Below are 26,746 nucleotides of genomic sequence, written 5' to 3' on the forward strand. Positions count from 1 at the left end.
ACCTTGAAAAATAGCAGGCTATCGATTCGATCGGCCTTGTCTATCGTGATCGGCACATCGGCTGAACGCCACAGGCGGCGTGCCTTACGATAGATGACTGCCTGTGCACTCGGCGGTTCGATGAATTTTCTTTCATTTAGCCTGAGGGTCGAGCCGGAGCAATGGCTCCTGAAAGCGCAGCAAACGTCCGGCGTTGCCCAACACCAACAAGGTACTCAGGTTATGCAGCAGCGCCGCGATCATCGCCCCGGCCGCGCCAAGCCAACCGAAAGCCGCGAAGACCACGATCGCCAGGGTCCAGCCCAGACCGATGATCACATTGACCTGCAAAGTACGCCGGCACTGACGACTCAAGCGCACGCAGGTACCGAGGCGGCGCAAATCGCTGCCGATCAACACAATGTCCGCTGAAGCCAGCGCAATATCGGCTCCGCCAGCGCCCATCGCCACGCCGACCACGCCGGCCTTGAGCGCGAGTGAATCGTTGATGCCGTCACCGACCACCATCGGGCGGAAGCCGTGATCGATTTCCTTGAGCACGCGATTGAGTTTGTCCTCCGGGAGCGCTTGCGCCTGGATTTCATTCAGCCCGACTTCCTGCGCCAAGGTTCGCGCGACGCTCTGACGATCCCCCGTCAGCAGGAGTTGGCGTCCCAGCCCCAGTTCGCGCAATTCGCTCAAGGCAAAGCGCGCTTCGGGTTTGATGCTGTCTGCTAGCAGCAGCCAGGCGAGGAATTCACCGTTCAAAGCCAGGCCGGCAATCGGGCCATCGTGTTCAGGAACGAGGGGCGTTGTGATGCCCAGTTGCGCGAACAACTCTGGACGACCGAGCGCAGCTTCGCCCTTCTCTGTCGTCGCCACTACGCCCAAGCCTTGGCGCTCATGGATGTTGGTCAGAGGCCAATAGGCTTCCTGATCGGCCATCCCGGCGAGTGCCCGGCTCACCGGATGACTGCTCGCCGCGCCAAGACTGGCGGCCAGCGCCTGCACTTCTTTGGTGTCCACACTGAGGCTGTCGATCGACTGCAAACGCAACGTGCCGTAAGTCAGCGTGCCGGTCTTGTCGACCACCAGTGAGGTCAGATCGGCGAGTTCTTCGAGGAACGCCGAGCTGCGAATCAGAATCCCGTGGCGCGCGGCGACGGCGACACCGGCAATCGCCGTGGCCGGCGCCGACAGCACCAACGCACACGGACACGCCGCCACCACCACCGCGAGCATCGCCTGTGCATCATGGGTGACGAACCAGGTCACCGCCGCCAGCAACAAGACCAGCACCATGTAGCTGCCGGCATAGCGTTCGAGCAATCGCGTGATCGGCGGTTTCGAGCGCTCGGCGTTTTGCATCAGGGCGATGACTTTGCCCAAGGTGGATTCGTCGCCGATGCGGGTGACTTCGACGCGCAGCAATCCATCGAGGTTGATCGCGCCGCCGAACACCATCATGCCGACGCCCGCTTCCACCGGTACCGATTCACCGGTAATCGACGCCGTATCGAGACTCGCCTGGCCGGACAATACCCGACCGTCGGCCGGCACCCGATCACCGGCCCGCACCTCGACAATATCGCCAGCACTGAGCGTGCGGTTGTCCACTTCGATGATCGAACCGTCCGCTTGCAGCTTGCGCGCATGGCTGCGGGTCAACTGGCCAAGCGCATTAATTGCTTCTTGGGAACCGATGACGCTGCGCTCCTCGAGCACATGGCCGAAGATCATGATGATTGGCAACAACGCCGCGGTGAGCAGATCACCGGTCGCCCAGGCACCGAGCATGGCCAGCGCAATCAATTGATCGGTGATGCCGTGCAGGCTTGGATAACGCAGGCTGTACCAGGCCGATCGCATCACCGGAACCGCTACGAGCAGAGAAGCGAAACCGAGCAGCAGTTGGCTGACACCGATTTGCTCCGGGAGTGTCCAGCGCCAGACCAGCCCCAGACCCAGCAGCCCGAGCGCAAGCATCGCCAGGGTCAATTGGCGCGCGGCGCGACGTTGTTCGGCCGAGGACAACAGACTTGGAGCAGCGGTGGTCGCGGTCATTGAGTGGCTCCTTGAATGATCAACCGGGAATCGTCTTTCGGATTGACGGTGGTGACCGAGCCGGCCTGACCGAGGATCTTCGGTATGCGCTCGCGATACAGACGCAGGAGCATTTGCGGGTCGGTAGATGTGGCCAGACTCGTGACGGTTGCAGTATCGGTCGAGGCTTTTGCAAGACGCTCGCCTGCCTGCGCGTGAGCCACCTGGAGCGTGCGGTCTGCCTGTTCGTTGGCGGACTGGGCAAGTTTCTCGGCATCGGTGCGCGCGTTAGCCACTGCTTTGTCAGCCTGCTGACTGGCCGTCAGAACCGCATTGAAGGCAGTGATCGCTGGCTCCGGCAGACTCGATTGCACATCGACCCGCGACACCTCGATACCGATGCCCTGCCCGCTCGCCTTCAGTTCAGCGAGACGCGCGTTGATGCCTTGCACCAGATCACCGCGCAATCGCTCACGGCGCTCGGCTGCCTGATTGTCGGCGCCGATCAATTCCGGGCGAGCGACCAGAATGGTGTCGAGGTCTCGCGCGGCGGTCAGGGCCACGGCGCTGCGCGTCACCAACCGATCGAGCGCCGGTAGCACATGTTCACCCTGTAACACGAACGCATAGGGATCGGAGACTTGGTAAAACACTCGCACGTCCAGTTGCACTACGCCGGCGTCACCGGTCAATAAATAACCAGACCCGGCAAGTGCATCGCTCAATGGCGTAGCGAAGGACGCCACCCGGTCAGCCTTCAGCGCCTCGTCACTGCGCAACAGATTTTCCACTCGACGCTCGATCACCCGATCAGCCGCCGGCAACAGAATCACCTGCTCAAAGGGTTGCGGCCACGCCCATAACAGCCCGGCATTCTGAACGCGATCAAGCGCGCCAAAGTGCAGTACTACTGCGCGGTTTTGCGGATCAATCTGCCGGACATTCGAGACCGCCCATGCTAATGCGGCCAAAACAGTGATCGCATACAAGGCGATGAAGGTCAGACGGCCGGCCTGAATCCACGGACTGTTCAACGCATGTGTTCCACGTGGAACTTCTTCGCTCATGGTTGCGATCCGGCTTTGTTGTCGAGAGTCGGTGGGCCGTCGACCAACACACGGAACGGCGCAGCATCGGTGCGCAGAATCAGTTTGGTTTCCGGTGTGACAATGGTGCCGAGGGTATCGAGCGAGCGCAGCAGATTGTAAAGCTGCGGCGAGCTGGCGTAGGCGCGCCCATAAATCTGCGCAGCCTCGACTCGCGATTGCGCTTCAATGTCAGCGGCTTTCACCGTTGCATCAGCCTGGACGATTCGCGCATCGCGCTCGGCGGCGGAGCGAATTTGCGCCGCTTCGCGTTTGCCGATCGCTGTACGTTCGGTAGCAATGGTTTCACGCTCGGCGCGCATGCGATCGACGGTTGCACTGAGCGTGACCGAGGGCAAAGTCAGCCGCTCGATACCGACCTGCACCACGCGCACGCCATAAGTGGCGAGCAACTGTTGGTCAATCTGCTGACGCAACTGCGCTTCAAAATCGCCGATGCGTACTTGTTTGGCATCAGTGTTGACCAGATTGGCCAGATCGAAACTGCTGGCCGTGGTCTCCAGTGCCGAGCCGACAAAGGTGCGAATCTGCCGCGCCGCTTCATCCGGCTGATTCTGCACGGCACGCATGAAACGCTGCACATGTTCAGGATCACCCTGCACCTGCCACGCCACGTAGGCCTGAACGATGATGCGCAAACCGTCCTTGGTGCCGACGTCCTGCAAACCACTTGAGGTGGTACGTAGACGCAAGTCCACTGGAATCGCCGCTTCGAACGGCGCAGGCCAGCGCCAGCTCAAACCGGGATCAAGCAATACCCGCGACGGATTTCCGAAACGCGTGATGACCGTGGCTTCGCCGGAGCGCACCTGCACCAGACTCGCGGCGGCAATGGCAAACGCCACCAGCAACGCAGCCCAGGCCACACGCCGCCATGGAATTGGTCCGGCTTCTGGCACCTCGCCGTGATGATGATGGTGATGCCCGCCGTGGCCGTGGTCGTGGCCGCTGTGGTCGTGAACGTCATGAACAGGCGACTGGCTCAATGGGTGGCTCCTGGTTGAGCGGTGGTGCGGGGGGACGACGGATCAGTCGGCAGTGCGAAAGTACGCAGATCGATGGTTGGCGCATTTGCGCTCCCGCCAAGTCGATGGTCGAGCACCAGCAACCTGCCTTTACTCAAGCCCTGACTGAGCTGGCTGAGGTATTGCTCCAGCACGAACGCCTGGCCAGCACTGGCGAAAGCTTTCTGTTCAGCGCTGAACTTCAGGTCGGCGGTTTGCGCAGCGGCGTTGATCTCCCGCGCGTTTGCCATTGCCTGATCCCGCGCCGCGCTCGCCTGCAACTGCGCCTCGTTAGTGGCCTGCGCAGCCGCCCCGCGTTCGCGAGCGATCAACGCCTGCGCGCCGATCTGCGCCGCTTGCACACTGTGATAGGCATTCGCCGCGCCGGCCGGTGGATGAATCGCTTCGACGACTGTGGCAAGGATCTCCACGCCACTGTTCAATCTGTTCAGATCGCTTTGCACCGAGCGACCGATTTCCTCGGCCAGCCCTGCCCTGTCGTCGCCGAGCAGACCGTCGAGGGTGCGCGAGGCAAAATCGTGAACCAGGATGCGGCTGGCGGTGCTGCGAATCAGCGTCGGTACATCGGCGCTGTTATAAGTCGCGGCGAGTGCCGCCTCGTCGTTCAAACCGATGCGATAAACGAAGCGCACGTCCATGTTGACGATTTGCAGGCCCTGTTGCGCGCCGCGGCTGCTGGCGATGACCTGGGATTTGTCATTGACATGGCTGGCGTCCCACAAACGGTTGGCGGTCAGCGGCGCCGGGCCTTCAGCGGAGTCGGACTGCACGGCGATTGGCTTGTCGCCGACACTGGTTGCCAGTTCATGGACCACGCCGTTTTCAACGGAGATCACACGCCCCAATGGCCAAGGCAACCCGCTATGCAAACCCGGGCCGAAAACCTGTACCGGTTTACCGAAGCGCTCGTAGATGCCGCGACCTTGCAGGGGAATTTCATGTACGCCGGTCAGCAGCCAACCGCTAAGGGCGACCACTGCCAACACCGGCAACAACGCCCGGCGCATGTAACTGAAGGCCCAGATCTGGCGCAAATCGATGCCGAAACGGTTGTGCATTTCATGCTGTAACGCCAGCCACGGCTGCGGCGGCCAACGCAGCATATCGGCGATAAAACTGCGCGCCAGCAGGGTCGGTTCGAGTTGTTCGCGGCGCGGGCTGAAAACAGACAGCACCGCGCGCAATAACAGTTCGATGGCAACCAACATCGGCAGGATTGCGCTGAATACCGCAACACGCGCCGGCCAGACTGCGTCTTCGCTGGCAAACAACAGACACAGCGCACCGATCAACAGGGTGATGATCACCGCCCGGGTCAGTTGTGCCAGCGCAGCCGCTTCCGGCCATTGCGCCGGCGGTACCTGCGCCAGTTGCCGCTCCAGCACCAAGAGGGCAAACGCCAGCAACAACGCCAATGCCGCACCGATGCTCGCCGACAGCCCCAAGGCCGCCGCAGGCAACGTGAGATTCCACACCTGCTCAATACCAAGCAGAACCAGCAACGCCCAACCGCCGAGCCACAACGTCGGCGCACCGATTTGTCCAAGCAGATGGCGGCTCTGCTGACTCAAGCGCTCCAGAAGCCTTTCGTACCAGCCCTCGGCTGCGCCGCCCTCTTCCACGACGGTCGATTGCGAAGCGGGCGCATGCATCACCCGCGCGCGCCATTGCGTCACCCACCAGGCCGATTGCAGACCGGCGACGAGCACCAGCAACGCCGCGTTCTGATTGACCAATGACGGTAACCACAGGGACTGCGGCGCAAACAGGCCGACGAAAAACGCCAGCACCCAGCCCGACGCGGCCACTGCACCGAGTCCATACGCCAACCGACGCAATTTGCGTGACTGTACGGCTGCCTGCTGAAAGCGCGGCAGCCCGGTGACTGGCGTGGCGTCCAACTCAAGATCGACTTGCATAACACCCCGAAAATGTAGGCTCAGCGTTCATAGCGTTACGATATAACGGACACTGTGAAATATTCGTACACAATTGCTTCTATTCAAAGATGCCGCAGCTGTCGCTTGCCTGAAGCCTTGACCGAAATGTTCGACGAAGCTCATATTACGTACATAATTTTTATCGCGACTAATCTTGGCTATCCCCATCGAGCAATCTGGAGCAAGCGCATGAGCAACTATGACGTAGTGATTCTGGGCGGCGGCCCCGGCGGTTATAACGCGGCGATCCGCGCCGGCCAGCTCGGGCTCAAGGCCGCTTGCGTTGAAGGACGTGCAACCCTCGGCGGCACCTGCCTGAACGTCGGCTGCATGCCGTCCAAAGCCTTGCTGCACGCGTCGGAGCTGTACGCCGCTGCGGTGGGGACAGAGTTCGCCAATCTCGGCATCGAGGTCAAACCGACGCTGAACCTCGCGCAGATGATGAAGCAGAAGGACGAAAGCGTCGCCGGCCTGACCAAGGGCATTGAGTTTCTGTTTCGCAAGAACAAAGTCGACTGGATCAAGGGTTGGGGCCATATCGACGGCCCGGGCAAAGTGACGGTGACCGACGCCCAAGGCAACAAGAGCGAGCTCAGCGCCAAGGACATCATTATTGCCACTGGTTCCGAGCCCACTCCCCTGCCCGGCGTCGAGATCGACAACCAGCGCATCCTCGATTCCACCGGCGCGCTGTCATTGAGTGAAGTACCCAAACATCTGGTGGTCATTGGTGCCGGGGTGATCGGCCTGGAGCTGGGTTCGGTGTGGCGGCGACTCGGCGCGCAGGTCACCGTGGTCGAATACCTTGATCGGATCTGCCCCGGCGTCGATGGCGAGGCCGGCAAGACCTTGCAGCGCGCACTGAGCAAACAAGGCATTGCCTTCAAACTGAGCTCGAAGGTCACCAGCGCCACCAGCTCCGCCACAGGCGTGCATCTGAGCGTCGAGCCTGCCGCCGGTGGCACGGCTGAGCTGATCGAAGCCGACTATGTGCTGGTGGCCATCGGGCGCCGGCCGTACACCCAGGGCCTGGGGCTGGAGAACGTCGGCCTCAGTACCGACAAACGCGGCATGCTCGCCAACAAGCAACATCGCACCGAAGCCGCCGGGGTCTGGGTGATCGGCGACGTCACGTCCGGCCCGATGCTCGCGCACAAGGCTGAAGACGAGGCCATGGCCTGCGTCGAGCAGATCCACGGCAAGGCTGGCGAGGTCAATTACGCGCTGATCCCCAACGTCATCTACACCCAACCGGAGCTGGCCAGCGTCGGCCAGACCGAAGAACAGCTCAAGGCCGAGGGCCGCGCCTACAAGGTCGGCAAGTTTCCCTTCACCGCCAACAGCCGGGCGAAGATCAATCACGAAACAGAAGGCTTTGCCAAAGTCCTCGCCGACGAGCGCACGGACGAAGTGCTCGGCGTGCATCTGGTCGGGCCGAGCGTGAGCGAGATGATCGGCGAGTTCTGTGTGGCGATGGAGTTCAGCGCCTCGGCCGAGGACATTGCCCTGACCTGCCATCCGCACCCGACGCGTTCGGAAGCGTTGCGGCAGGCAGCGATGAATGTCGAGGGGATGGCGACGCAGATGTAGGTTCCAAACCTTGCCGCCGTCTTCGCGAGCAGGCTCGCTCCCACTTTGGAATGCGTTCCCCCTGTGGGAGCGAGCCTGCTCGCGAATGGCGCCACCCGATCTACAGCGGCAGATGCCCCAACGGCAACGCCCCCGGCGCTTTCACCGTGTGAATGGCAAAGTTGCTGCGAATATCGCTCACACCCGGAAGCTTGAGCAGATGGCCGCTGACAAAGCGGTCATAAGCGCGCAAGTCAGGCACCACTACCTGCAACAAAAAGTCCGATTCGCCGGACACCAGAAACGCCGAGACCACCTCGGGCAGTGCAGTGACGGCGGCATAAAAAGCCTCGGCGCGTTCTTCGTTGTGCCGCTCGACCTTGACCCCGACAAACACCGTCAGCCCCAGCCCGACTTCATCGCGATCCAGATTGGCCTGGTAGCCTCGGATCACCCCCGCCTCTTCCAGCATGCGCACCCGGCGCAGACACGGTGAGGCCGACAGGCCGATTTGTTCCGCCAGCTCGACATTGCTCAGGCGGCCGTTGCGCTGCAGCGCAGCGAGAATCTTGCGGTCATAAGCGTCGAGTTTCATCTTTGGCAGATCCCGATAGTCTGACGGTTGAAAACCAGCAGGTTATGCCAAAGCTGTGAACAATTGAAGCCGACTACGCAAGCACCTGCCCTGCCGTGTCGCTCTAGACTGGCGCGAGAAAATCGACATCGAAAACGGGGTGTGATGTGGCAAGTCTTTGGCTGTTTATTCTGACGCTGGCTGTGGTTCTGCTACTGCCGGGACCGGACATGATCCTGCTATTGCAAACCGGTGCGCGGCAAGGTCGCGGTGCGGCGCTGGCCACCGCACTGGGCCTGGCCATCGCCCGCGCCTGTCACGTTGCCTTGGCGGCACTGGGGCTGGCGGCGCTGTTCAAAACGGCGCCGTGGACCTTTGACGTGGTGCGCATCGCTGGCGCGGCCTATCTGTTGTGGATCGGTATCCAGTGTTTGCGCAGCTCGCTGGTACCGCGTCTGCAAAACCAAGAGCAGGCACCTGTTCCCGGCCAGTGGCGCGATGCGATCCGTCGCGGTTTGCTGACCAACCTACTCAATCCCAAGGCGTTGCTGTTCTGCTCGGTGCTGCTGCCGCAATTCATCGTCAGTCACGGCGCGCCGGTGCTGAGCCAGTTTGCCTTGCTTGGCATGGTGCTGGTCGCCGTAGGTCTGCTGTTCGACAGCGTGGTTGCCCTGACCGGCGCGGCACTGGGCCGTTGGCTGCAACACAGTCCAACCGCCCAGCGCGTTCAGCAATGGTTGTTCGGCAGCCTGTTGATTGGCTTCGCCGTACGCCTGAGCTTCCTTCAGCAGACTTAAGCCTTGCGTACCTTGCGCTGACGACGGGTGATCAGCAGTAACGCGATGGCCGCGACTACGACGATCGCGCCGATCTGCACCGGCCACTTGTACGGCCGCAGCGTCCCACGCACGGCATCGGTCACTTGGGTAACGTAACGCTTGTCGGCATTTTCGAAGTCCGGGTACGGGCATTGATTGCCGAAGTCTTGCGCCCACGGCACATAAGGGCCTTCCTTGACGTAGCGCTGATACAGCGCACTCTGGTCCTCAAGGCTGCTGTTCCAGCCGGCCGCGTTGCACAACACGGCGGCAAACGCCTGACTGGTGTGCGGCAGGTTATCGGCGGCGCGACTGGCCAGTGCCGTGGCGACAAAACGATAGTGATAACGCTGATCCGGTTGCGCGGCGCTGGCCTGCTGGCGCTGCACTTCCGCCGTGGAAATCAGCGGGCCGACATCCAGCTTCGTGCTCTCCAGCGTGTAATTGCCGCCGAAGGTGGCGTAATCAGGGGCCATCTCATAACCGAGGATGTCCATGCCCCACTCCCGGGCTGTCCACGCGGCGTTGTACAACGCACTGGCGCGTTTGCTCGGCCACCACGCCGACTCGGCCTTGAGCCGTTGCTCGCCATAGAGCCGGGCCTTGTGCTGCAGATCGTCACTGGCGAAATAACCGACCGCCTCCTCGTATCGCCCTTCTCGCAGCAAGCGCCGACCGAGCAGATTGCGCAGATTGGCGGCCACCGACAGCGGCACATAGTTATCGCGCTCCTGCTGCGTCAATGGCGGCGGCGCCGGCACGTTCTCATCGACGTACCGCTTGAGCTCATCGACCGTCAGCACCCGCTCGGCAACGGTGGCGGCATCGAACCAGTAAAGGCTGTTGCTGCGATACAGCTGCACGAATGCTTGCAGGTATTCGCCGCGTTGCAGCGCGAGGATCGCGCTTTCGCCTTCCACCCGACATTTGGGCTGCACCGTTTCAAACGCCCAGTCCGGCGTGCGGCGATATCCCCAGTCTTCATTCTGCGGAAAGGCCTGGGCGGCTTTGGCGTAGGCGGCAGCGGCGGCAGTCGTGTCGCCCTCACGCACTGCCAGTTTTGCCCGCAGCCACCAGGCCAGTCCGCCGTCCCCGGCGTTTACCAGAAAGGCCTTGGCAGACGCGTAGTCGCCCTGTTGATAACTCATCGCCGCCAGTCGATCGGCATTGTCGAGGCTGCCACGGGTGCTGTTTTGCAGGAGTGTGACGAGTTTCTTTTCATTCGGCGGCTGCTCACCGAAAGACCAGCCCTGACGGCTGACCAGCGACGCCGTGACCAGTTGCTGCACTGCTGGCTGCTGCAGCAGTTTGGCCAGCTGAGATTCCGGCAATTCGGCCAGTTCGTTCATCAGTTGCTTGAGCGAGGTGTAACCGACGGCCGAACCGTGCAGGTTCTGTGCTTCGTACAGTTCGATGGCGCCGCTCCAGTCGCCCGCGCTGCGCAACACCCGTGCCTCTTCACCGAGGCTGGCAACGCCCAGTTCCAGCGGATCGCTGAAGCCGTCGATGCTCAGTTGCCGTGCCTGGCGGAAGGCATCGCGCGCCTGCTCCAGCGTTTCGATGCGGTCGTGCGCCCCGTTGCTCATGGCGAAGGCAATGCGCCCGAGGGAATACGCCGCCCACGTGCTGCGCAACGGACGCTGGTCTGCCGGCAGGGCCAGCACCTTGTTGAAATACTCACTGGCCAATTGATGATCACCGGTGGCAAAGGCCACCGCGCCGGCGACGTACAAACGTATTTCCGCCGGCAGACTGGCGCCCTGCTCCTCGGCCTGACGCGCATCGCTGAGCCCACGCAGGCGCTTGACCACCGCGTATTGCTCAGCGCTCAGGCCCACCTGCTCAGCCTGTTCGCGGGCCAGCTCTGACGCGTTGTCTTCGGAATAGTCGTTGGGGTTATGGGTCGCTGCGGTGACGTTTTTCAGCCCGGCAATGGTTTTACCCAGGCGACTGATTTCGAAGCTGAAGCTGCCCTCGGGCAAATCGGCCAAGGTCTGCGCGCGGTTGTCGAGCAGGCGCATCGGGAAGTCCGGGCCGCAGGCCAGCGCCGAACCCAGCGGCAGGCTGAGGCTCAGGCAGAGCAGATGGCGGGGCCAGTTACGGGTCAACATGCGAACCTCCTTGATCAATATGTGCACAACGCGCCCAACCGACAGCGCGCTGCCCGCCCGCCGGCAAGCGGCCGTCACGCAGGCGGGTGAAGGTAAGCAGATTGGCACTTTGTTGCAACGAGTAACCGGCGAGCGCATCAGCGCCTGCACAATCCTGCGCCTTGAGCGTAATTTGCGCGGGCCACGGGCTGTCGAGATTGCCGCGGTTATCGAGCAGGATGTCATAGAGTCCACCCTGCTCTTTGAATGACAAGCGCAACTGACTGTTCAGCCCATCGCCCCGCGCCACGGCGCGCAAAGTAGTCAGGCTCCAGGCGCGACGATCGTTGGTCAGCGGCAAGCGAAACCAGATCAACCCGGCCAGATGCTCAGGCGGATCCTCGCGCAAGGTTTTGGCCAATTGGCTTAGTTGCTGCGGATCGGCGAGCAATTCCCGGCGCTGCCCGCCGCGCTCCAGTTGCACTTCGCTTTCCACTACCGGCGCGCCACCATCATCGCTCAACAGCGCAACGCCGTAGGCCGGCAGCGCCAGATAGAACGGTTTGTCGCTGACATGTGCCCAGGCCTTGGCCCACTTCAACGCCTGCCTGGCGTCGAAAAGACCCAGTCGCGGATCGCTCACGGCGTGGACTTGCAGCACGCTGCTGTCGACGCTCTGCAACAGCGCCGGCAAGTGCGCGCTGTCGAGCCAGGCCGGCAGTGCGGTGATGCTCAAAGGCAACGATGGCGGCAAGGTCGCGCGCAGATCTTTGAGCAATTGGGCATACGCATGCAGCCGTGCTGTACCGGCGTCGTGATCGATCTCGACGCCGCTCAACGTGAGGCCCTGCGCCTGCCAATCGGCGATGACTTGCAGAATCTGCGCGGTGACCTGCTGCTGGTCCAGTGATTGCAGCTGACCATCAAGGCGAATCACTGCAATCAACGGCCGGCCATCGGCTCTCAACAAGGCTGGATCAACCCGCGCCCTGCTCCACCGCTCGCCGGGAAAGGCCTGCAATGCCAGTACGCGCAGCGTCGAGAAATCATCGCGACTGTCACGCAATGCCGGTTCATGCGCCGGTGTCCATTGGCGCTGCCAGACGTAGAGTTGCTGGTCGAGGGCCGGCGCGACGTGTTGCTCGCAACCTGCCAGCAAGACGCCAAGGAACAGACACACAATCAACCGCATACCTTGAAAATCCCTGAAACCACAGGGCTGCAAGGTTACACAAAAACCGTGTAGGAGCTGACGAGTGAAACGAGGCTGCGATCTTTTGATCTTGCTTCAAGACTCCAGATCAAAAGATCGCAGCGTGCCGTAGCGCCTACAGGGATGCCGCAGGCTTGCGCGCGATAATCACCTGACTCTTGGCCACCACCGCATCCAGCGCCTGCTTGATCTGCGCGCCGCGCGGGGAATCCAGCACCGCTTGCCAGGTATTGGCCCAGTGCTCGAGCATCGGGTGATCGGGGTTGCTGAGATCGACTTTGGCTTCCCAGAACAACATCATCCACATCGACCAGTAGAAGCCATATTGGCTGTGGCTGATGATCTCCAGCCCGGCCTCGCTGACCATCGTCTTGAACTGGTCTTCGCTGATGATGCGTATGTGGTTGGGTTTCTGGAAATACTCCGGCGCGGCGATGTCCTTTTGCAGGTCCTCGGAGCTGGGATGCGGCACGCTCAGCAGATACAACGCACCCGGTTTGCCAACCCGTACCAGTTCGGCAAGAAACTGCGCAGGATCGTCAACGTGTTCGATAACTTCGGTGCAGACCACGCGCGTCGCCGTTGCCTCGGCAATCGGTAGCGGGTTGCAGTCGGTAACGTGGCATTCGATGTCCCGGGCCGGGGTGTCGCTCAGACGCCGGCGCGTGGCCTCGACCTTGGCCGCATCGATATCGGCAAGAATGATCTTCGCCCCACGCATACCGCAGAAGTGCACATTGCCGCCATCACCGCAGCCGACATCAAGCAACGTATCGTCGGCACTCACAGGGAATCCCGTGTACAGCTCGTGGGTCGCCTGGTTGTACCAGCCGCTGAGTTTCGCGTCGTAAAGGCCGAGCGAGTACGGATCAACCTTGTCGGCAACCGCAGCGACCGGTTCTGCCGCAGTTTGCGCAGGCGTTGTCGCCGAGAGTTTCTTCAAAAAGCTCAGCATGAGGTGGCTCCGGGTGAGGTAACAGCAATTCGGGAGGAACCGAGGCGCTTGACCAGCGCAGCACCGCGATTGCGCATCGGCATTTCGATCAAGCGGTAGTTGAGTTCGCTGAGCACCGCGATCAGGACGAAGGCAATCAGCATCGTAAGGATGGGATGTCCGGCGGGGCTCGGCAGGCCACTGCTCTGCAAGCGAAAGATCAGTTCACGCACCAATAGATACGCCGGAATGTGAATGAGGTAGATACCGTAGGAGCGGCTGCCGATCCATGCCAGCAACCGCTGCAAGCGTCCGGCAGGCATCAGGTAGTCACAGTTGTACGAGGCGATCCAGACCAGCAGCGCACTGAGCACGGCGATCGAACCGATCCGATAATTGGCCAGGGTAAAACGGTCGGTGGCCATGAAGCTCAACAGCGCTCCAATGACCATCAACGCTGAAATGCCAAGCCATGGTCGGCGCAAGAACGAGGGCTGCCAGCGCTGAAAACCCGGCTGCGCACTCCACATCGCCAACAGCACGCCAAGGGCCAGCGCATCGGTGCGTACTACCATCAGCAAAGGCGTGCGCACAGTCAGAATCTGCACCGCCACCAGCGCCAGCAATGCCCAGACCAGGTGTCGGCGAAACAACAGGATCAGCAACGGAAAGAGCAGGTAGAACTGCTCCTCCAGCGCCAGGCTCCAGTAGACGAAACTGCTGCCGTATTCGTATTGGAAAAAGCTGTCGGCGAAGCGGAAATTGGCGTATTGCAGTACCCCGGCCAAGGTCGCCTGAAGATTGGCGGACAGCGTACCGAACGCACCGGACCGGTTGAAAAACACACAGGCCAGCAGGATCACCGCCAGCCATAACCAGGCCGAAGGCAACAGGCGAAAAGCCCGGCGCAGCCAGAAATGGCGCACCTGTTGCCAGCGCTCCTGGCCCGTCGTGCAGCCTTGCAGCACCGGGATCAAGCTGCGGGCGATGACAAAACCGGAGATCGCAAAAAACAGGTCGACGCCCCACCACGTCTGCGCCCATTCGTGGATCCGGGCAAGCGACGGCACCGGGTCAGTGAACAGATTGTCCGGCAAATGGTGGAACAACACCGCGAGCACCGCGACCGCACGCAGGACTTCAACGTCCATGATGCGCTTGGCGTTCATGCTTGGGGAGCTTCCAAAGCAGGCGCACGATGCTCGAACAACTGCGTCAGAAACCCTCGCAAACGCTGTTCAGCCACAGTCTGGCTGCAGAACGCCTGCAAACTTACGACTGCCTGCGCCGACATCTCGGCATAGCGCTGCGGCTGGTTTTTCGCGACGTCGTAACTGGCCCGATAGGCCTCGCACAATGAGCTCCAGTTGGTCACATAACGCAGGGTTCGGAAGGCTTTGCGCGGGTCGTGGGGCCAGGCTGTCAGCTCGTCGGTGGACTCGATGAGAAAGGCATTTTCCGTGCTCAGGTAATCGATCATCGCCGTGGTACGCGGCGCCACCGCCGGCTTGCCGCAGGACATGAATTCCATCAGCGGCAGACACTGACCTTCGCCGTAGGAGGTGTTGACCACGTACCGCGTGGCCTGCACCAGTTGCTCGTAGTCCGGATCGGCGAGGTAACCGTAGATCAGAACGATGCGGCAACGGTAAGACTGGTTTTTGTACAAATGATGGAGGATATCGCTGAGCGCTTCTTCGGCGTCGTGGTGAGTGAGCTTGAGCACCAGCGTCGCGTCTTCGACATCGCGAAAACTAACGCAAAAAGCGCTGAGCATGTCTTCCCAGTTCTTGCGCCCGTCACCGGGATTGAACACCGAGGTATAAACCACGCCGTCAAGCACCAGCGTCTGCTCGGAGGCCGGCGCGGCGAAGTCGATGCCGTCGCCGCTGCGCAGGTGCGCCGGCCCGAATGCATTCAGATTGAGGGTGCGGCTGTCCGCGACCAGCCCTTTGATCGTCAGGCTGTAGGCGGTGGCCAGGGCTTGCTCGGGCATTTTCGCGCCACGGGCAGCAAAGCGGTCCCAGACCGGCGCCGGCACCGCGACGATCGGGTACTCGGCACCCATCGCCTCGTGCACGGCATTGACCGTGTAGCTGGAGTGGGTGATCGCTGCGCCACAGGCATGCAAGACGCTACGCCAGTCATTGCGCGGCTCGCCCGCGAAGGCTTCATTGGGGATCGTGCTGAACTCCCACGCAAACACCGGCAGCGTCGGACAGGCCAGCTGAACGGGAGTGCGATGCGGCGGCGAGAACGACAGAAACACGCAGGGCTCGCCACGGCTCAGACACTCCAGATACAGAGCATCGACTTCCGTCTGCGGATCGGCCACTTCCACGACCCGACCGATGCGTTCGAGCACCGGGCGATACTCCTTGAGCACGAAGTAATAGCTGTACTCCGAACGCCCGAGGTTCTGCGCAATGGTGTGCCGGTTGGTTTCCGAATGAATGATGATCAGCATGAGGCGTTATCCGTCACAGGCGCAGCATCGTTGGGGCCTGCTGTCAGCGCAAAGAACTCCGCGAGCCGTTTGCGCACCGGCGCGAAGGCGCAGTATTGCTGCATGCGCGCGACGGCGGCGGCAGACATCCGCTGATACTCCTGCGGCTGGGCCTTGGCCATTCGATAGCTGTTTTCGTAGGCGTTTTTCAGCGAGCCCCAGTCGGGGCGGTGCCGCAGCGTGCGGTAGATGATCCGCGTGTCCTGCGGCCAGATCGTCAGCTCTTCACTGGACCTGACCACGAACGCCACCGAGTCATCGATGTAATCTTCCATCGCCGTGTGATCGGGGGCGATCACCGGTTTACCGCTGGACATGAACTCCATCAAGGGCAGGCACAGCCCTTCGCAGCGTGACGCGTTGACGTAGAAACTGGCCGCCTGATAGAGCCTGGCGTACTGCGCGTCGTCGAGGTAACCGTGCATCACCACGACCCTACAGGCGAACGGCGTGAGTTGCGCCAGCAGGGTCATCAACTCGCTGTAATAGGACGCCAGATCATTCTGGGTAATCTTGAGCACCAGCGTCGCGTCGGGCGTTTCGCGGAACGCCCAGCAGAATGCGCTGATCAGTCGATGCCAGTTCTTGCGGCCATCCTTGGGATTGAATACCGAGACGTACACCACACCCTCGACTGTGGTTTCGACCACCGATGAGGTGTCCGGCAGATCGAGTGGCGCCGGTTCGATCACGGGCACCGGCGCAGCGCCGCACACCTCAGGCCAACGCTGTTGCAGCCAGCCATGCAACGCGTCCGGCAGCAGATCGCGAATGCCCTCCCAGTACCAGTTGTGCAGAAATTTCACCCGCGGCACCGGTTCCGTCTGTTCGCGTCCCAAGTCCAGTGCCCACAGGCGCAGATAATGTCGAGCAATGACCAGTCGGCGTTTGAACGTCAACGGTGGCGGGCGCGCGGCTTCAATTGCTGCGGCCAGTGCAGCCTGCTCTTCAGGGCTGATTGGCGTTGGGATCAGCGCATCGGCTGACAGGCCGAGGGTGCGCGAATCGAAAATACAGCCCTTGATCGCCAGTGCAGTCCCGGGATTGACCGGCATGGGTTGGTGTTGCTGACGAATCGTTGCGAAGCTGTCCCACAACGGCGTCGGCAAAACCAGCACCGGGAACGCTTCGCCCATGGCGCGGCGGATGGCCGTTGCCGTGTGGCTCGACAGAGTGATGACCCGGCCGTGGCGTGCGAGCATGCGTGTCCAGTCCTGACGCGGATCGTCGTCCCACTGTTCATCGGGGATCGAATCGAACTCCCAGGCCACCACGCAAATCGTCGGGCATTCCAGATCAACCGGGGTCTTCTGCGGTGGGGTGAAGGACAGGAACACAGTGTCTTCACCTGCGGCGAGCAATTGCCGGTAAATCACATCGACGTCGGCGACAGATCCGGCCACGTGCACGCGCCCCAGGCTTTCCAGCACCGGGCGATAGGCTTTGAGGACAAAGTAATAGCTGTATTCCGGACGCCCCAGACTGGCACTGATGGAGCTGTCGTTGACGTCCGAGTAGAGAATGAAATTCATGGCATCCCACGATGAAGCGCCATCCCGGCGACTTCATGCTATGACGGCCGCGCGTCGGATCGGGTCGGCAGGGCCGGCACTCGTCCGTCATCATCGGGCACGTCTCTGTTCTTGTTTTAGTGGTCAGTTTCACCCCGCGTCGCGGCGTCCGGAAAACAATCGGCCAACTCGCGACGAAGGCCATTCTAAACACATCCATCGCGAGTCCGGGAACCGCCGGGCGAGAATAAATCGGACTATGCTGACGAGAACTGACCAGTCACGGTTTGCCCGGTTGAAATTGCCGAGCAATTGGCACAGATTGGCAACCAAACAACTACAACAACGGCTTCGCCTGCTGTTTGCGCGGATATTCCCCGCTGTATTTCAGACTTATCCCAAAAGCATCCGGGAAAGCGGCGCGAGTCATGACCAAGGGGTCGCTGTTTGAAAAAACGTCTGTTCGTCACGGGCCTCAGCGGCTTCGTGGGACAACACATTCAGTCTCGTCTGGCTTCGCCGGGATCGTCGTGGGCGCTGCTGCCTGCCGCATCGGCCTACGACCTTACGAACGCCGACAGCCTCATCGACCTTTGGCCCGAGATGCCGGATGCAGTCATTCATCTGGCCGGACAGACCTTCGTGCCGGAAGCCTTTCGTGACCCGGCCCGCACCCTCGATATCAATCTTTTCGGCACCCTCAACCTGTTGCAGGCGCTCAAGGCTCGCGGCTTTGCCGGCACTTTCCTGTACGTCAGCTCCGGCGACGTTTACGGGCAAGTCGGCGAGCAGCACCTGCCGATCACCGAGCAACAACCGCCGCTGCCGCGCAATCCTTACGCGGTGAGCAAACTTTCAGCGGAGTTCCTCAGCTTGCAATGGGGCCTGAGTGAAGGCTGGCCGGTGCTGGTGGCGCGTCCGTTCAACCACATCGGCACCGGGCAGAAAGACAGCTTCGTCATCGCTAGCGCAGCCCGGCAGATCTGCCGCATCAAACAGAGCCTGCAAGCACCGCAACTGCAAGTCGGCGATATCGACGTGACCCGCGATTTCCTCGATGTCGGCGATGTGATTCGCGCGTACTTCGCATTGCTGGAAAACGGCACACCGGGGCAGGTCTACAACATCTGCTCGGGCCGCGAGCAAAGCATTCGCAGCCTGATCGAGCAATTGGCCGATCTGGCCGAAGTCGACGTTGAACTGGTGCCGGATCCGGCGCGCATGCGTCGCGCCGACCAGCGCCGCGTCTGCGGCAGCCACGCAAAACTGGCCAACGCCACAGGATGGGTGCCAGCCATCACCACACAACAATCCCTGCGGGCGATCCTGTCCGACTGGGAGATGCGAGTACGACAAGAATGACAAAAAGTGCACTGATTACCGGGATCACGGGCCAGGATGGCGCCTATCTGGCCAAACTGCTGCTGGACAAGGGTTACAAGGTTCACGGCCTCGTTGCTCGACGCAGCAGCGATTCACGCTGGCGCCTGCGCGAGATGGGTGTCGAAGCCGACATTGTCTACCTCGACGGCGACATGGCCGATGCCTGCTCGGTGCAGCGTGCGGTAATCAAATCGGCACCGGACGAAGTCTACAACCTCGCCGCACAGAGTTTTGTCGCCGCCTCCTGGGATCAACCGGTGACCACCGGCATCGTCGATGGGCTGGGCGTGACGCACCTGCTCGAAGCGATTCGCCAGTTCAGCCCGCACACGCGCTTCTATCAGGCCTCGACCAGCGAAATGTTCGGCCTGATCCAGGCAGAGCAGCAGGACGAAAACACCCCGTTCTATCCACGCAGCCCTTACGGGGTGGCCAAGCTCTACGGCCACTGGATCACCGTCAACTACCGCGAAAGCTTCAACCTGCACGCCAGCAGCGGCATCCTCTTCAACCATGAATCACCGTTGCGCGGTATTGAGTTCGTCACACGCAAAGTCACCGACGCCGCCGCGCGCATCAAGCAGGGCAAACAGCACGAGTTGGCGCTTGGCAACATTGACGCCAAGCGCGATTGGGGTTTTGCCGGCGATTACGTCGAAGCCATGTGGTTGATGCTGCAACAGGACAAACCCGACGATTTTGTGGTCGCCACGGGCGTCACCACCACCGTGCGCGAGATGTGCCGCATTGCCTTCGATCACGTCGGCCTGAACTACCGCGATTACGTGAAGATCGACCCGGCGTTTTTCCGCCCGGCCGAAGTCGAAGTGCTGCTCGGCAACCCGGCCAAGGCCCAGCGTGTGCTGGGCTGGAAACCGAAAACCGACCTGGATACCTTGATCCGCATGATGATGGATGCGGACATGAAACGCGTCGCCAAGGAGTAGGCCATGCTGATTCCGGTGATTCTGTCCGGCGGTGCCGGCACCCGTTTGTGGCCGGTGTCCCGTGAGGGCCACCCCAAGCCGTTCATGACCCTGCCCGACGGCCAGTCGCTGCTGGGCAAGACCTACCAGCGAGCGGCGGCGTTGCTGGACGGCTGGGGCGACATCGTCACGGTGACCAACCGCGAGTATTACTTCCAGAGCAAGGATCACTATTGCGCGGCGCAGGTGTCGCGCCATCGCGGGCACTTTCTGCTGGAGCCGAGCGGGCGCAATACCGCACCGGCGATCGCAGCGGCAGCGCTGTCATTGCAGGCGCTGCATGGTGACGACGCAATCATGGTGGTGATGCCGGCGGATCATTTGATCGTCAATCAGGACGCCTTGAAGTGTGCGGTCGAGCACGCAGTGAATCTGGCGAAGGACGGTTATCTGGTGACCTTCGGCGTGGTCCCTACCGCGCCGGAAACCGGCTTCGGCTATATCGAAACCGGTGCGCCGCTGGACGCCAGAGGCGCGGCCAAGGTGCAGCGCTTCGTCGAGAAACCCGACCTGCAGACCGCCACGCATTACCTGGAGAGCGGCAACTTCCTGTGGAATTCGGGGATGTTCTGCTTCACCACCGCGACGCTCATTGCCGAACTGCAACTGCACGCACCCGAGTTGCTGGAACAGACCCGCGCCTGCATGGCCGTCAGCGCACCGGTCGAAACGGTCGGCTGCCTGCAACAGGAGTTGTCGTCGACCCTGTTTGCCGAGATCACTGACATCTCCATCGATTACGCATTGATGGAGCGCTCGGAAAAAGTCGTGGTAGTGCCCGCCGGTTTCGATTGGAGCGACATCGGTTCGTGGAACGCGGTCGCCGCGCTGATTCCCGCCGATGCTGATAACAACCGCGCCAGCGGCGAAGCGATCTTCATCGACAGCCACAACAACTTCGTGCAGAGCGAAGGCCGGCTGGTGGCGACCGTCGGTGTGGATAACCTGATCATCGTCGACACCGCCGACGCGGTGCTCGTGGCCCATGCCGACCGCGCTCAGGATGTGCGGCGCGTCGCCAAGCAGCTCAAGGACAAATCCCACGAAGCCTATCGCCTGCACCGCACCGTCAGCCGGCCCTGGGGCACCTACACCGTTCTTGAAGAAGGCCCGCGCTTCAAGATCAAGCGCATCGTGGTCAAACCCGGTGGCAAATTGTCGTTGCAGATGCACCATCACCGCAACGAGCACTGGGTGGTGGTCGAAGGCATGGCCAAGGTCACCAACAACGGTTCCGGCACGACTCTGGTCGCCAAGAACGAATCGACGTTCATTGCCGCCGGCCACAAGCATCGCCTGGAGAACCCCGGGGTGATAGATCTGGTCATCATTGAAGTGCAAAGCGGCGAGTACCTGGGCGAGGACGATATCGTTCGCTTCGAAGATCAATACGGCAGGACGGTCTGAATGCTGCTTTCCCTGTACCGCTCGCTGCACAGCTACCGTGGATTCATCCTCGGCAGCGTGCAGCGCGAGTTTCAAGCGCGTTATCGCAATTCGCTGTTCGGCGCGCTATGGCCGATTTTCAATCCGCTGTCGATGATCATTGTCTACACGGTGATCTTTTCCCAGATCATGCGCGCGCGTTTACCGGGTGTGGACGACAGCATGGCCTACAGCGTCTACCTGTGCGCTGGTCTGCTGGCCTGGGGACTGTTTTCCGAAATAACCCTGCGCAGTCAGAACATGTTTCTGGAAAACGCCAACCTGCTGAAGAAAATCAGCTTCCCGAGGATCTGCCTGCCGGTGATTGTATTGATCAATGCCGGGATCAATTTCGCCATCATCATCAGTCTGTTTCTCGGTTTTCTGCTGATCACCGGGCGCTGGCCGGGAATGGCTTTGCTGGCGCTGATTCCGCTGATTGCTCTGCAAATGATGTTCTGCGCCGGGCTGGGTATGGTCCTTGGCGTGTTGAACGTGTTCTTTCGCGATGTCGGCCAGTTGTTCGGCATCTGCCTGCAGTTCTGGTTCTGGCTGACACCGATCGTCTACCCGATCACGATCCTGCCGGAATGGGTGCAGCGCCTGCTGCAACTCAACCCGCTGACCAAGCTGTTCAGCAGTTATCAGAACCTGTTTCTCTACGGTCAGTGGCCGGTATGGAGTTCGCTGCTGCCGGTTTTCATTACTGGCGTGGTGTTCTGTCTGATCGGTCTGCGGCTGTTTCGCCAGCGCGTCGGCGAAATGGTGGATGAACTCTGATGGGACATATTCGCGTCACCGGCCTGGGCAAGGCCTATAAGCAATACCCAAACCGCTGGGCACGGCTGGCCGAGTGGCTGATTCCGTTTTCGCCGCTTCGGCATCAACAGCACTGGGTACTGCAAGATGTCGAATTCGAGATTGCTCCGGGTGAAGCGGTGGGTATCGTCGGCGCCAACGGAGCAGGCAAAAGCACCTTGCTGAAAATGATCACCGGCACCACTCAACCCACCCAAGGCAAGATTGAATTGCAAGGGCGCGTCGCAGCGCTGCTGGAGCTGGGCATGGGTTTCCACCCAGACTTTACCGGTCGGCAGAACGCAATCATGGCCGGTCAGTTGTTGGGCATGCAGCTTGAAGAAATCCAGGCCCTGATGCCCGATATCGAGCACTTCGCTGAAATTGGCGATGCGATCGACCACCCGGTCCGCACTTATTCCAGTGGCATGCAGATGCGCCTGGCGTTCAGTGTCGCCACCGCCCGGCGCCCGGACATCCTGATCGTCGACGAAGCGCTGTCGGTGGGTGATGCCTATTTCCAGCACAAGAGCTTCGAACGCATCCGCAGCTTTCGCAAATCCGGCACGACGTTATTGATCGTGTCCCATGATCGCTTCGCGATTCAGTCGATTTGCGACTCGGCGATCCTGCTCAAGGATGGGCGCGTGGCCATGCGCGGCAAACCGGAGCCGGTTCTCGATTATTACAATGCGCTGATGGCCGAACGTGAGGGTCAGGTAGTACGCCAGGAAACGCTCGCCGGCGGCGAGGTGCAAACGGTCTCCGGCACCGGCGAGGCGGCGATTCTGAGCGTACGCCTGCTCGATGAAAACCAGCGCAGCATTGAGGCTGTCGAAGTCGGCCAACCGGTAGTGCTCGAAGTGCAGGTCGAAGTGCGCAAGGACATCGAACGGCTGGTGCTGGGCTTCATTCTCAAGGATCGCCTCGGCCAGATGATGTACGGCATCAACACCCACCGGCTGAACAAGGCATTGACCGATCTGCGCGCCGGTGAACGCTTCACCTATCGCTTCGCCTTCATCATGGGCCTGGGCAAAGGCAACTATTCGGTGTCGCTGAGCCTGTCGCGTCTGGACTCACATCTGGATCGCAATTTCGAGTGGCGTGACTACGGGATGGTGTTCCAGGTGATCAACAGCCGTCGGGAAGACTTCGTCGGCTGTACCTGGCTGGACGCCAAAACCACCATCAGCCGCGACACCGAGGCCCTGTCTGTCGAGCGCGCGCCATGACCCGCCTGCTGGTCGAATGCACTCACGTATTCAAACACCCCAAGATCAATTCGGGGATCCAGCGCGTGGTGCGCAATGTCATCAAGCAGTTGCCCGCCAGCGCTGAAGGCGTCGAGTGCATGCCGGTGGTGGTGATCAATAGCCAGCTCTACCGCGTGCTGCAACTGGCGCCACTCGATACACCGTTCTGGAACAGCCTCGAAACCTTCGGTGAACGCCTGGAGCGCCTCGCCCATCATTTCTGGCAGTGGCATCAGCGCCGCGATGCGCTATGCACTTCGAAACTGGCGCGGCGGCTCCTTTACGCCAGCTATCGGTTGACCCAGTTTGCCGTGCTCGGCCTGCCGATTCGGCTCGTCAGACGGATCAATCGCAGGCAGCTGCTTAAACGTTGTTCGCCGCTTCAACACCACCCGGGCGATCAACTGGTGCTGCTGGATTCATCCTGGCACTCGGACTTTTTCGCCCATGTCGAGCAGCTCAAACGCGACGGCGTCGGCATGATCGCGGTGATCTACGACCTGATTCCGCTGACGCATCCGCAGTTTTACGACACGCGTCTGGTCGAAGTTTTCAATGAATGGTTCGACTGGATTACCCGCACGGCCGACGGCTACATGGCAATTTCCGCCACGGTGCGTGATCAGGTGCGTGGTGAATTGCAACGCAGAATCGGTGCCGAGCAGACTGAAAAGCGCTGGTTCGATTACTTTTATCTGGGGTCCGAGCTCGACCTGCATCACAGCGCGGCAACGATCGAACCACGCCTCAAGGATCTGTTCGCTGCATCCGGCCCGGTATTTCTGATGGTCAGCACCATCGAGCCGCGCAAGAACCATGGATACCTGCTCGACGCCTTCGAACGCGCCTGGGCTGCCGGCTTGACGGCACGCTTGTGCATCGCCGGGCGTATCGGCTGGAAATGCGAGGCGCTGCTTGAGCGAATCCGCAATCATCCGGAACTGAATCGGCGCCTGTTCATGTTCAATAATCTGAGCGACACCAGCCTTGAATACGCATACGCGCAGGCCAGTGCGCTGGTCTTCCCCTCGTTCGTCGAAGGCTTCGGCCTGCCGCTGGTAGAAGCCATGCAGCGCGGTTTGCCGGCAATGGGCAGCGACATCGCTGTGTTTCGCGAGATCGGCGGCGACTTCATGGCCTACTTCGATCTGCTGGATCCACAAAGCCTTGCCGATCTGATCGAAACCTATCAACGCAGCGGACAGTTTCCCGCCGCCCGCGACGTCGCTGACTGGCGCTGGATCGGCTGGCGCGAGGCCAGTGAGCAGTTGGCGACACGCAGCCTTGCCCATGTTCAGCAGGCCCTGCGCGTGCAAGCGAGGCCGCATGCGCATTGCTCTTAACGCCCGCATCCTGCAAGCGCCGCGCACCGGCATTGGCCACTACGTCGCCGAACTGGTCAACGCCTTGCGCAGCGAACCCGATGTGGACGTAAGCCTGTTTCACGGATGGGGCTGGAGTTCGGCCCTGCCGGCCGCAGCCATGCCCGGCTACTCGCGCATGACGCCATTGCTGCGGCAAATTCCCGGGGCCTATCAGGCGCGCCGCTGGCTGGAGCAGAAACGTTTTGATCAGGGACGTGCACAAGGGCTCGATCTTTATCACGAGCCGAGCCTGTGGCCCCTGGCCTTCGACGGCCCGACCGTGATCACCCTGCATGATCTGACGCACCTGCATTTTCCAGAAACCCAACCGCCAGCACGGCTGAGGGAGATCGAACGTCGTCTGGCCGCCGGCGTGGAGCAGGCGCGGGTCATTCTGACCGATTCGCAGGCGATCGCTGACGAGGCGCAAACCTATTTCAATCTCCCTGCACAGCAATTCGTTGTGGCGCCGTTGGGTGTGTCCGAACGCTTCCGTCCCCGGCCACTTGAGGAAATCGACAGTGTGCTCAAGGCTCACGCCGTCCAGGCACGGGAATATTTCCTCTGTGTCGGCACCCTGGAGCCGCGCAAGAACCTGAGCCTGGCGTTGCAGGCCCACGCCCTGCTGCCAGACGCCGTGCGCCAGCGCTTTCCCTTGTTGATTGCAGGCATGGCCGGATGGCAGCGCGAGCAGTTCAGCGAGCCACTGCGCCAGGCATTGGCCAGCGGCCACGTGTGCCTGCTCGGCTATCTGCCCGATGAGCAATTGGCGCAACTGCTGGCCGGCGCCCGGGCGCTGATATTTCCGTCGTTGTATGAGGGCTTTGGCTTGCCGGTGCTGGAAGCCATGGCCAGTGGCACACCGGTGGTGACCACCCGTTCTTCGGCGATGCCGGAAGTGGCTGGCGCGGCTGGCAACTATATTGAAGCGGACGATGCCGAGGGTCTGCGTGATGCAATGGGCCGGCTGATCGACGACTCGCTGCATTGGCAGGCCTGCCGCGAAGCGGGATTGCAGCAGGCGGCACTTTTTTCCTGGCAACGTTGTGCACAGGCTACGGCTGGTGCCTACCGCCAGGCCATGGGAGGTTGAATGCGCGTTCTTCATTTCTTCAAGACGTACCTGCCCGATTCGGTCGGCGGCATCGAACAAGTCATCTTTCAGTTGTGCGAAAGCGGCGCTCAGCATGGCATCGATGGGCAAGTGCTGACCCTCAGCACCAATCCGACACCGCCCGTGGTGCAACTGGGTCAGCACGAAGTACATCGGGCGAAGCTGGATATCCAGTTCGCCTCGACCGGGTTTTCCTGGAGTGTGTTCAATCAGTTCCGTGAGCTGGCCGCCGAAGCCGACGTGATCAACTATCACTTCCCCTGGCCGTTCATGGACCTGGTGCATTTCGCCAGCGCCGTGAACAAGCCGAGCGTGGTCACCTATCACTCGGACATCATTCGCCAAAAGCATCTGCTCAAGCTCTATCGGCCACTGATGAATCGCTTCCTCGCCAGCGCCGACCGCATCGTTGCTGCATCGCCGAACTATCTGCACACCAGCGATGTGCTGCAGCAGTTTCAGGACAAGACCCGCGTTATCCCCTACGGCCTGAATAAAGCAGGTTATCCACAGCCCGATACCGAACGCATGAACCGCTGGCGCCAACAGCTTGGGGATAAGTTTTTTCTGTTCGTCGGGGTGATGCGTTATTACAAGGGTCTGCACATCCTGCTCGACGCGCTCAAAGACATCGATTATCCCGTGGTGATTGTCGGTGCCGGTCCGCTGGAGCAGGAACTGCATGCACAGGCCGCCGCGCTGGGCCTGCGCAATATTCATTTCCTCGGCCGTCTGAGTGACGAGGACAAAGTGGCGTTGCTGCAATTGAGCTATGCGATTGTCTTTCCTTCGCACCTGCGCTCCGAGGCTTTCGGGATTTCGTTGCTCGAAGGCGCGATGTACGGTAAACCGATGATCTCCAGCGAAATCGGCACCGGCACCAGTTTCATCAATATCCACAACGAAACCGGACTGGTGGTGCCGCCGAGCAATCCACAGGCCTTTCGGGAAGCCATGCGTACGCTATGGGACAACCCTGAGCGTGCTGCCGAGATGGGGGTCAAAGCGGAAGCGCGCTATCGGCAGCTGTTCACCGCCGATGAGATGGGTCGCAAGTGGACAGAGCTGTATCAGGAACTGCTGGCTGAAAAGGCTCTGTCCTACGCTTGAGT

The 26,746-nt window shown here is 61.1% G+C and carries 21 protein-coding genes; 10 read left to right on the forward strand and 11 right to left on the reverse strand.

Annotated elements, in window-relative coordinates; all coding sequences use genetic code 11:
- Window positions 1-132: 132 nt before the first annotated feature.
- Genes AB4O45_RS13045 through hflK (AB4O45_RS13060) form a run of 4 tightly spaced genes read right to left on the reverse strand, consistent with a single transcriptional unit; the run spans window position 133 to window position 6,072 of the window.
- The gene (locus tag AB4O45_RS13045) at window positions 133-2,043 is read right to left on the reverse strand and encodes a heavy metal translocating P-type ATPase (RefSeq protein ID WP_460094450.1); all 1,911 of its coding nucleotides are present in this window, start codon (window positions 2,041-2,043) and stop codon (window positions 133-135) included.
- Window positions 2,040-3,089, reverse strand: coding sequence for a protease modulator HflK (hflK, locus tag AB4O45_RS13050; protein WP_353187292.1), 1,050 nt, complete (start codon window positions 3,087-3,089; stop codon window positions 2,040-2,042). Before hflK (AB4O45_RS13050) ends, AB4O45_RS13045 begins: the two co-directional genes overlap by 4 nt.
- Window positions 3,086-4,114 (reverse strand): protease modulator HflC, encoded by a 1,029-nt coding sequence (gene hflC, locus AB4O45_RS13055; RefSeq protein ID WP_460161472.1) that lies wholly within the window; start codon window positions 4,112-4,114, stop codon window positions 3,086-3,088. Before hflC ends, hflK (AB4O45_RS13050) begins: the two co-directional genes overlap by 4 nt.
- Window positions 4,111-6,072 (reverse strand): protease modulator HflK, encoded by a 1,962-nt coding sequence (gene hflK, locus AB4O45_RS13060; protein WP_460161473.1) that lies wholly within the window; start codon window positions 6,070-6,072, stop codon window positions 4,111-4,113. Before hflK (AB4O45_RS13060) ends, hflC begins: the two co-directional genes overlap by 4 nt.
- A 210-nt stretch (window positions 6,073-6,282) precedes the next feature.
- Here hflK (AB4O45_RS13060) and lpdA point away from each other — a divergent pair, with 210 nt between their 5' ends.
- Window positions 6,283-7,683 carry a dihydrolipoyl dehydrogenase gene (lpdA, locus tag AB4O45_RS13065; protein ID WP_056791033.1) on the forward strand — a complete coding sequence of 467 codons (1,401 nt, stop codon included), beginning with the start codon at window positions 6,283-6,285 and terminating at the stop codon, window positions 7,681-7,683.
- A 100-nt stretch (window positions 7,684-7,783) separates the two neighbouring features.
- On the opposite strand, the gene AB4O45_RS13070 is transcribed toward lpdA, so the two are convergent.
- Window positions 7,784-8,257 carry an Lrp/AsnC family transcriptional regulator gene (locus AB4O45_RS13070; RefSeq protein WP_056791036.1) on the reverse strand — a complete coding sequence of 158 codons (474 nt, stop codon included), beginning with the start codon at window positions 8,255-8,257 and terminating at the stop codon, window positions 7,784-7,786.
- A 146-nt stretch (window positions 8,258-8,403) separates the two neighbouring features.
- On the opposite strand from AB4O45_RS13070, the gene AB4O45_RS13075 reads away from it, so the two are divergent.
- Complete coding sequence (locus AB4O45_RS13075; RefSeq protein WP_460161474.1) at window positions 8,404-9,033, forward strand: LysE family translocator; 630 nt, start codon at window positions 8,404-8,406, stop codon at window positions 9,031-9,033.
- On the opposite strand, the gene AB4O45_RS13080 is transcribed toward AB4O45_RS13075, so the two are convergent.
- From AB4O45_RS13080 to AB4O45_RS13105, 6 genes are all read right to left on the reverse strand, one after another.
- Window positions 9,030-11,165: a hypothetical protein gene (locus AB4O45_RS13080; protein WP_460161475.1), complete on the reverse strand. Its 2,136-nt coding sequence runs from the start codon at window positions 11,163-11,165 to the stop codon at window positions 9,030-9,032. The genes AB4O45_RS13075 and AB4O45_RS13080 overlap by 4 nt on opposite strands.
- Window positions 11,152-12,336 (reverse strand): DUF3142 domain-containing protein, encoded by a 1,185-nt coding sequence (locus tag AB4O45_RS13085; protein WP_460161476.1) that lies wholly within the window; start codon window positions 12,334-12,336, stop codon window positions 11,152-11,154. The genes AB4O45_RS13080 and AB4O45_RS13085 overlap by 14 nt, the downstream gene beginning before the upstream one ends.
- 136 nt (window positions 12,337-12,472) lie before the next feature.
- The gene (locus AB4O45_RS13090; RefSeq protein WP_460161477.1) at window positions 12,473-13,312 is read right to left on the reverse strand and encodes a class I SAM-dependent methyltransferase; all 840 of its coding nucleotides are present in this window, start codon (window positions 13,310-13,312) and stop codon (window positions 12,473-12,475) included.
- Window positions 13,306-14,460: an acyltransferase family protein gene (locus AB4O45_RS13095; protein ID WP_095181180.1), complete on the reverse strand. Its 1,155-nt coding sequence runs from the start codon at window positions 14,458-14,460 to the stop codon at window positions 13,306-13,308. The genes AB4O45_RS13090 and AB4O45_RS13095 overlap by 7 nt, the downstream gene beginning before the upstream one ends.
- A complete protein-coding gene (locus AB4O45_RS13100) occupies window positions 14,457-15,758 on the reverse strand; it encodes a glycosyltransferase (protein WP_305381850.1) in 1,302 nt (433 codons plus the stop codon). Before AB4O45_RS13100 ends, AB4O45_RS13095 begins: the two co-directional genes overlap by 4 nt.
- Window positions 15,752-17,329 carry a glycosyltransferase gene (locus AB4O45_RS13105; RefSeq protein ID WP_460059709.1) on the reverse strand — a complete coding sequence of 526 codons (1,578 nt, stop codon included), beginning with the start codon at window positions 17,327-17,329 and terminating at the stop codon, window positions 15,752-15,754. The genes AB4O45_RS13100 and AB4O45_RS13105 overlap by 7 nt, the downstream gene beginning before the upstream one ends.
- A 426-nt stretch (window positions 17,330-17,755) precedes the next feature.
- Here AB4O45_RS13105 and AB4O45_RS13110 point away from each other — a divergent pair, with 426 nt between their 5' ends.
- The 8 genes from AB4O45_RS13110 to AB4O45_RS13145 are packed head-to-tail and all read left to right on the forward strand — an operon-like array spanning window position 17,756 to window position 26,744.
- The gene (locus tag AB4O45_RS13110; RefSeq protein WP_460161478.1) at window positions 17,756-18,670 is read left to right on the forward strand and encodes a GDP-mannose 4,6-dehydratase; all 915 of its coding nucleotides are present in this window, start codon (window positions 17,756-17,758) and stop codon (window positions 18,668-18,670) included.
- Window positions 18,667-19,638: a GDP-mannose 4,6-dehydratase gene (gene gmd, locus AB4O45_RS13115; protein WP_105704732.1), complete on the forward strand. Its 972-nt coding sequence runs from the start codon at window positions 18,667-18,669 to the stop codon at window positions 19,636-19,638. Before AB4O45_RS13110 ends, gmd begins: the two co-directional genes overlap by 4 nt.
- Window positions 19,639-19,641: 3 nt before the next feature.
- Window positions 19,642-21,084: a mannose-1-phosphate guanylyltransferase/mannose-6-phosphate isomerase gene (locus AB4O45_RS13120; protein WP_056791065.1), complete on the forward strand. Its 1,443-nt coding sequence runs from the start codon at window positions 19,642-19,644 to the stop codon at window positions 21,082-21,084.
- Window positions 21,085-21,882, forward strand: a complete 798-nt coding sequence (locus tag AB4O45_RS13125; protein WP_236167826.1) for an ABC transporter permease — start codon at window positions 21,085-21,087, stop codon at window positions 21,880-21,882. It abuts the gene before it with no gap.
- Window positions 21,882-23,135 (forward strand): ABC transporter ATP-binding protein, encoded by a 1,254-nt coding sequence (locus AB4O45_RS13130; RefSeq protein WP_460161479.1) that lies wholly within the window; start codon window positions 21,882-21,884, stop codon window positions 23,133-23,135. The genes AB4O45_RS13125 and AB4O45_RS13130 overlap by 1 nt, the downstream gene beginning before the upstream one ends.
- On the forward strand, window positions 23,132-24,499 hold the full coding sequence (locus AB4O45_RS13135) for a glycosyltransferase family 4 protein (RefSeq protein WP_460161480.1): 1,368 nt from the start codon (window positions 23,132-23,134) through the stop codon (window positions 24,497-24,499). The genes AB4O45_RS13130 and AB4O45_RS13135 overlap by 4 nt, the downstream gene beginning before the upstream one ends.
- Window positions 24,483-25,613, forward strand: a complete 1,131-nt coding sequence (locus AB4O45_RS13140; RefSeq protein ID WP_460161481.1) for a glycosyltransferase family 4 protein — start codon at window positions 24,483-24,485, stop codon at window positions 25,611-25,613. Before AB4O45_RS13135 ends, AB4O45_RS13140 begins: the two co-directional genes overlap by 17 nt.
- Window positions 25,614-26,744, forward strand: a complete 1,131-nt coding sequence (locus AB4O45_RS13145) for a glycosyltransferase family 4 protein (protein WP_056791080.1) — start codon at window positions 25,614-25,616, stop codon at window positions 26,742-26,744.
- Window positions 26,745-26,746 lie beyond the last annotated feature (2 nt).

The sequence above is a fragment of the Pseudomonas sp. S2_B10 genome (assembly GCF_054668425.1).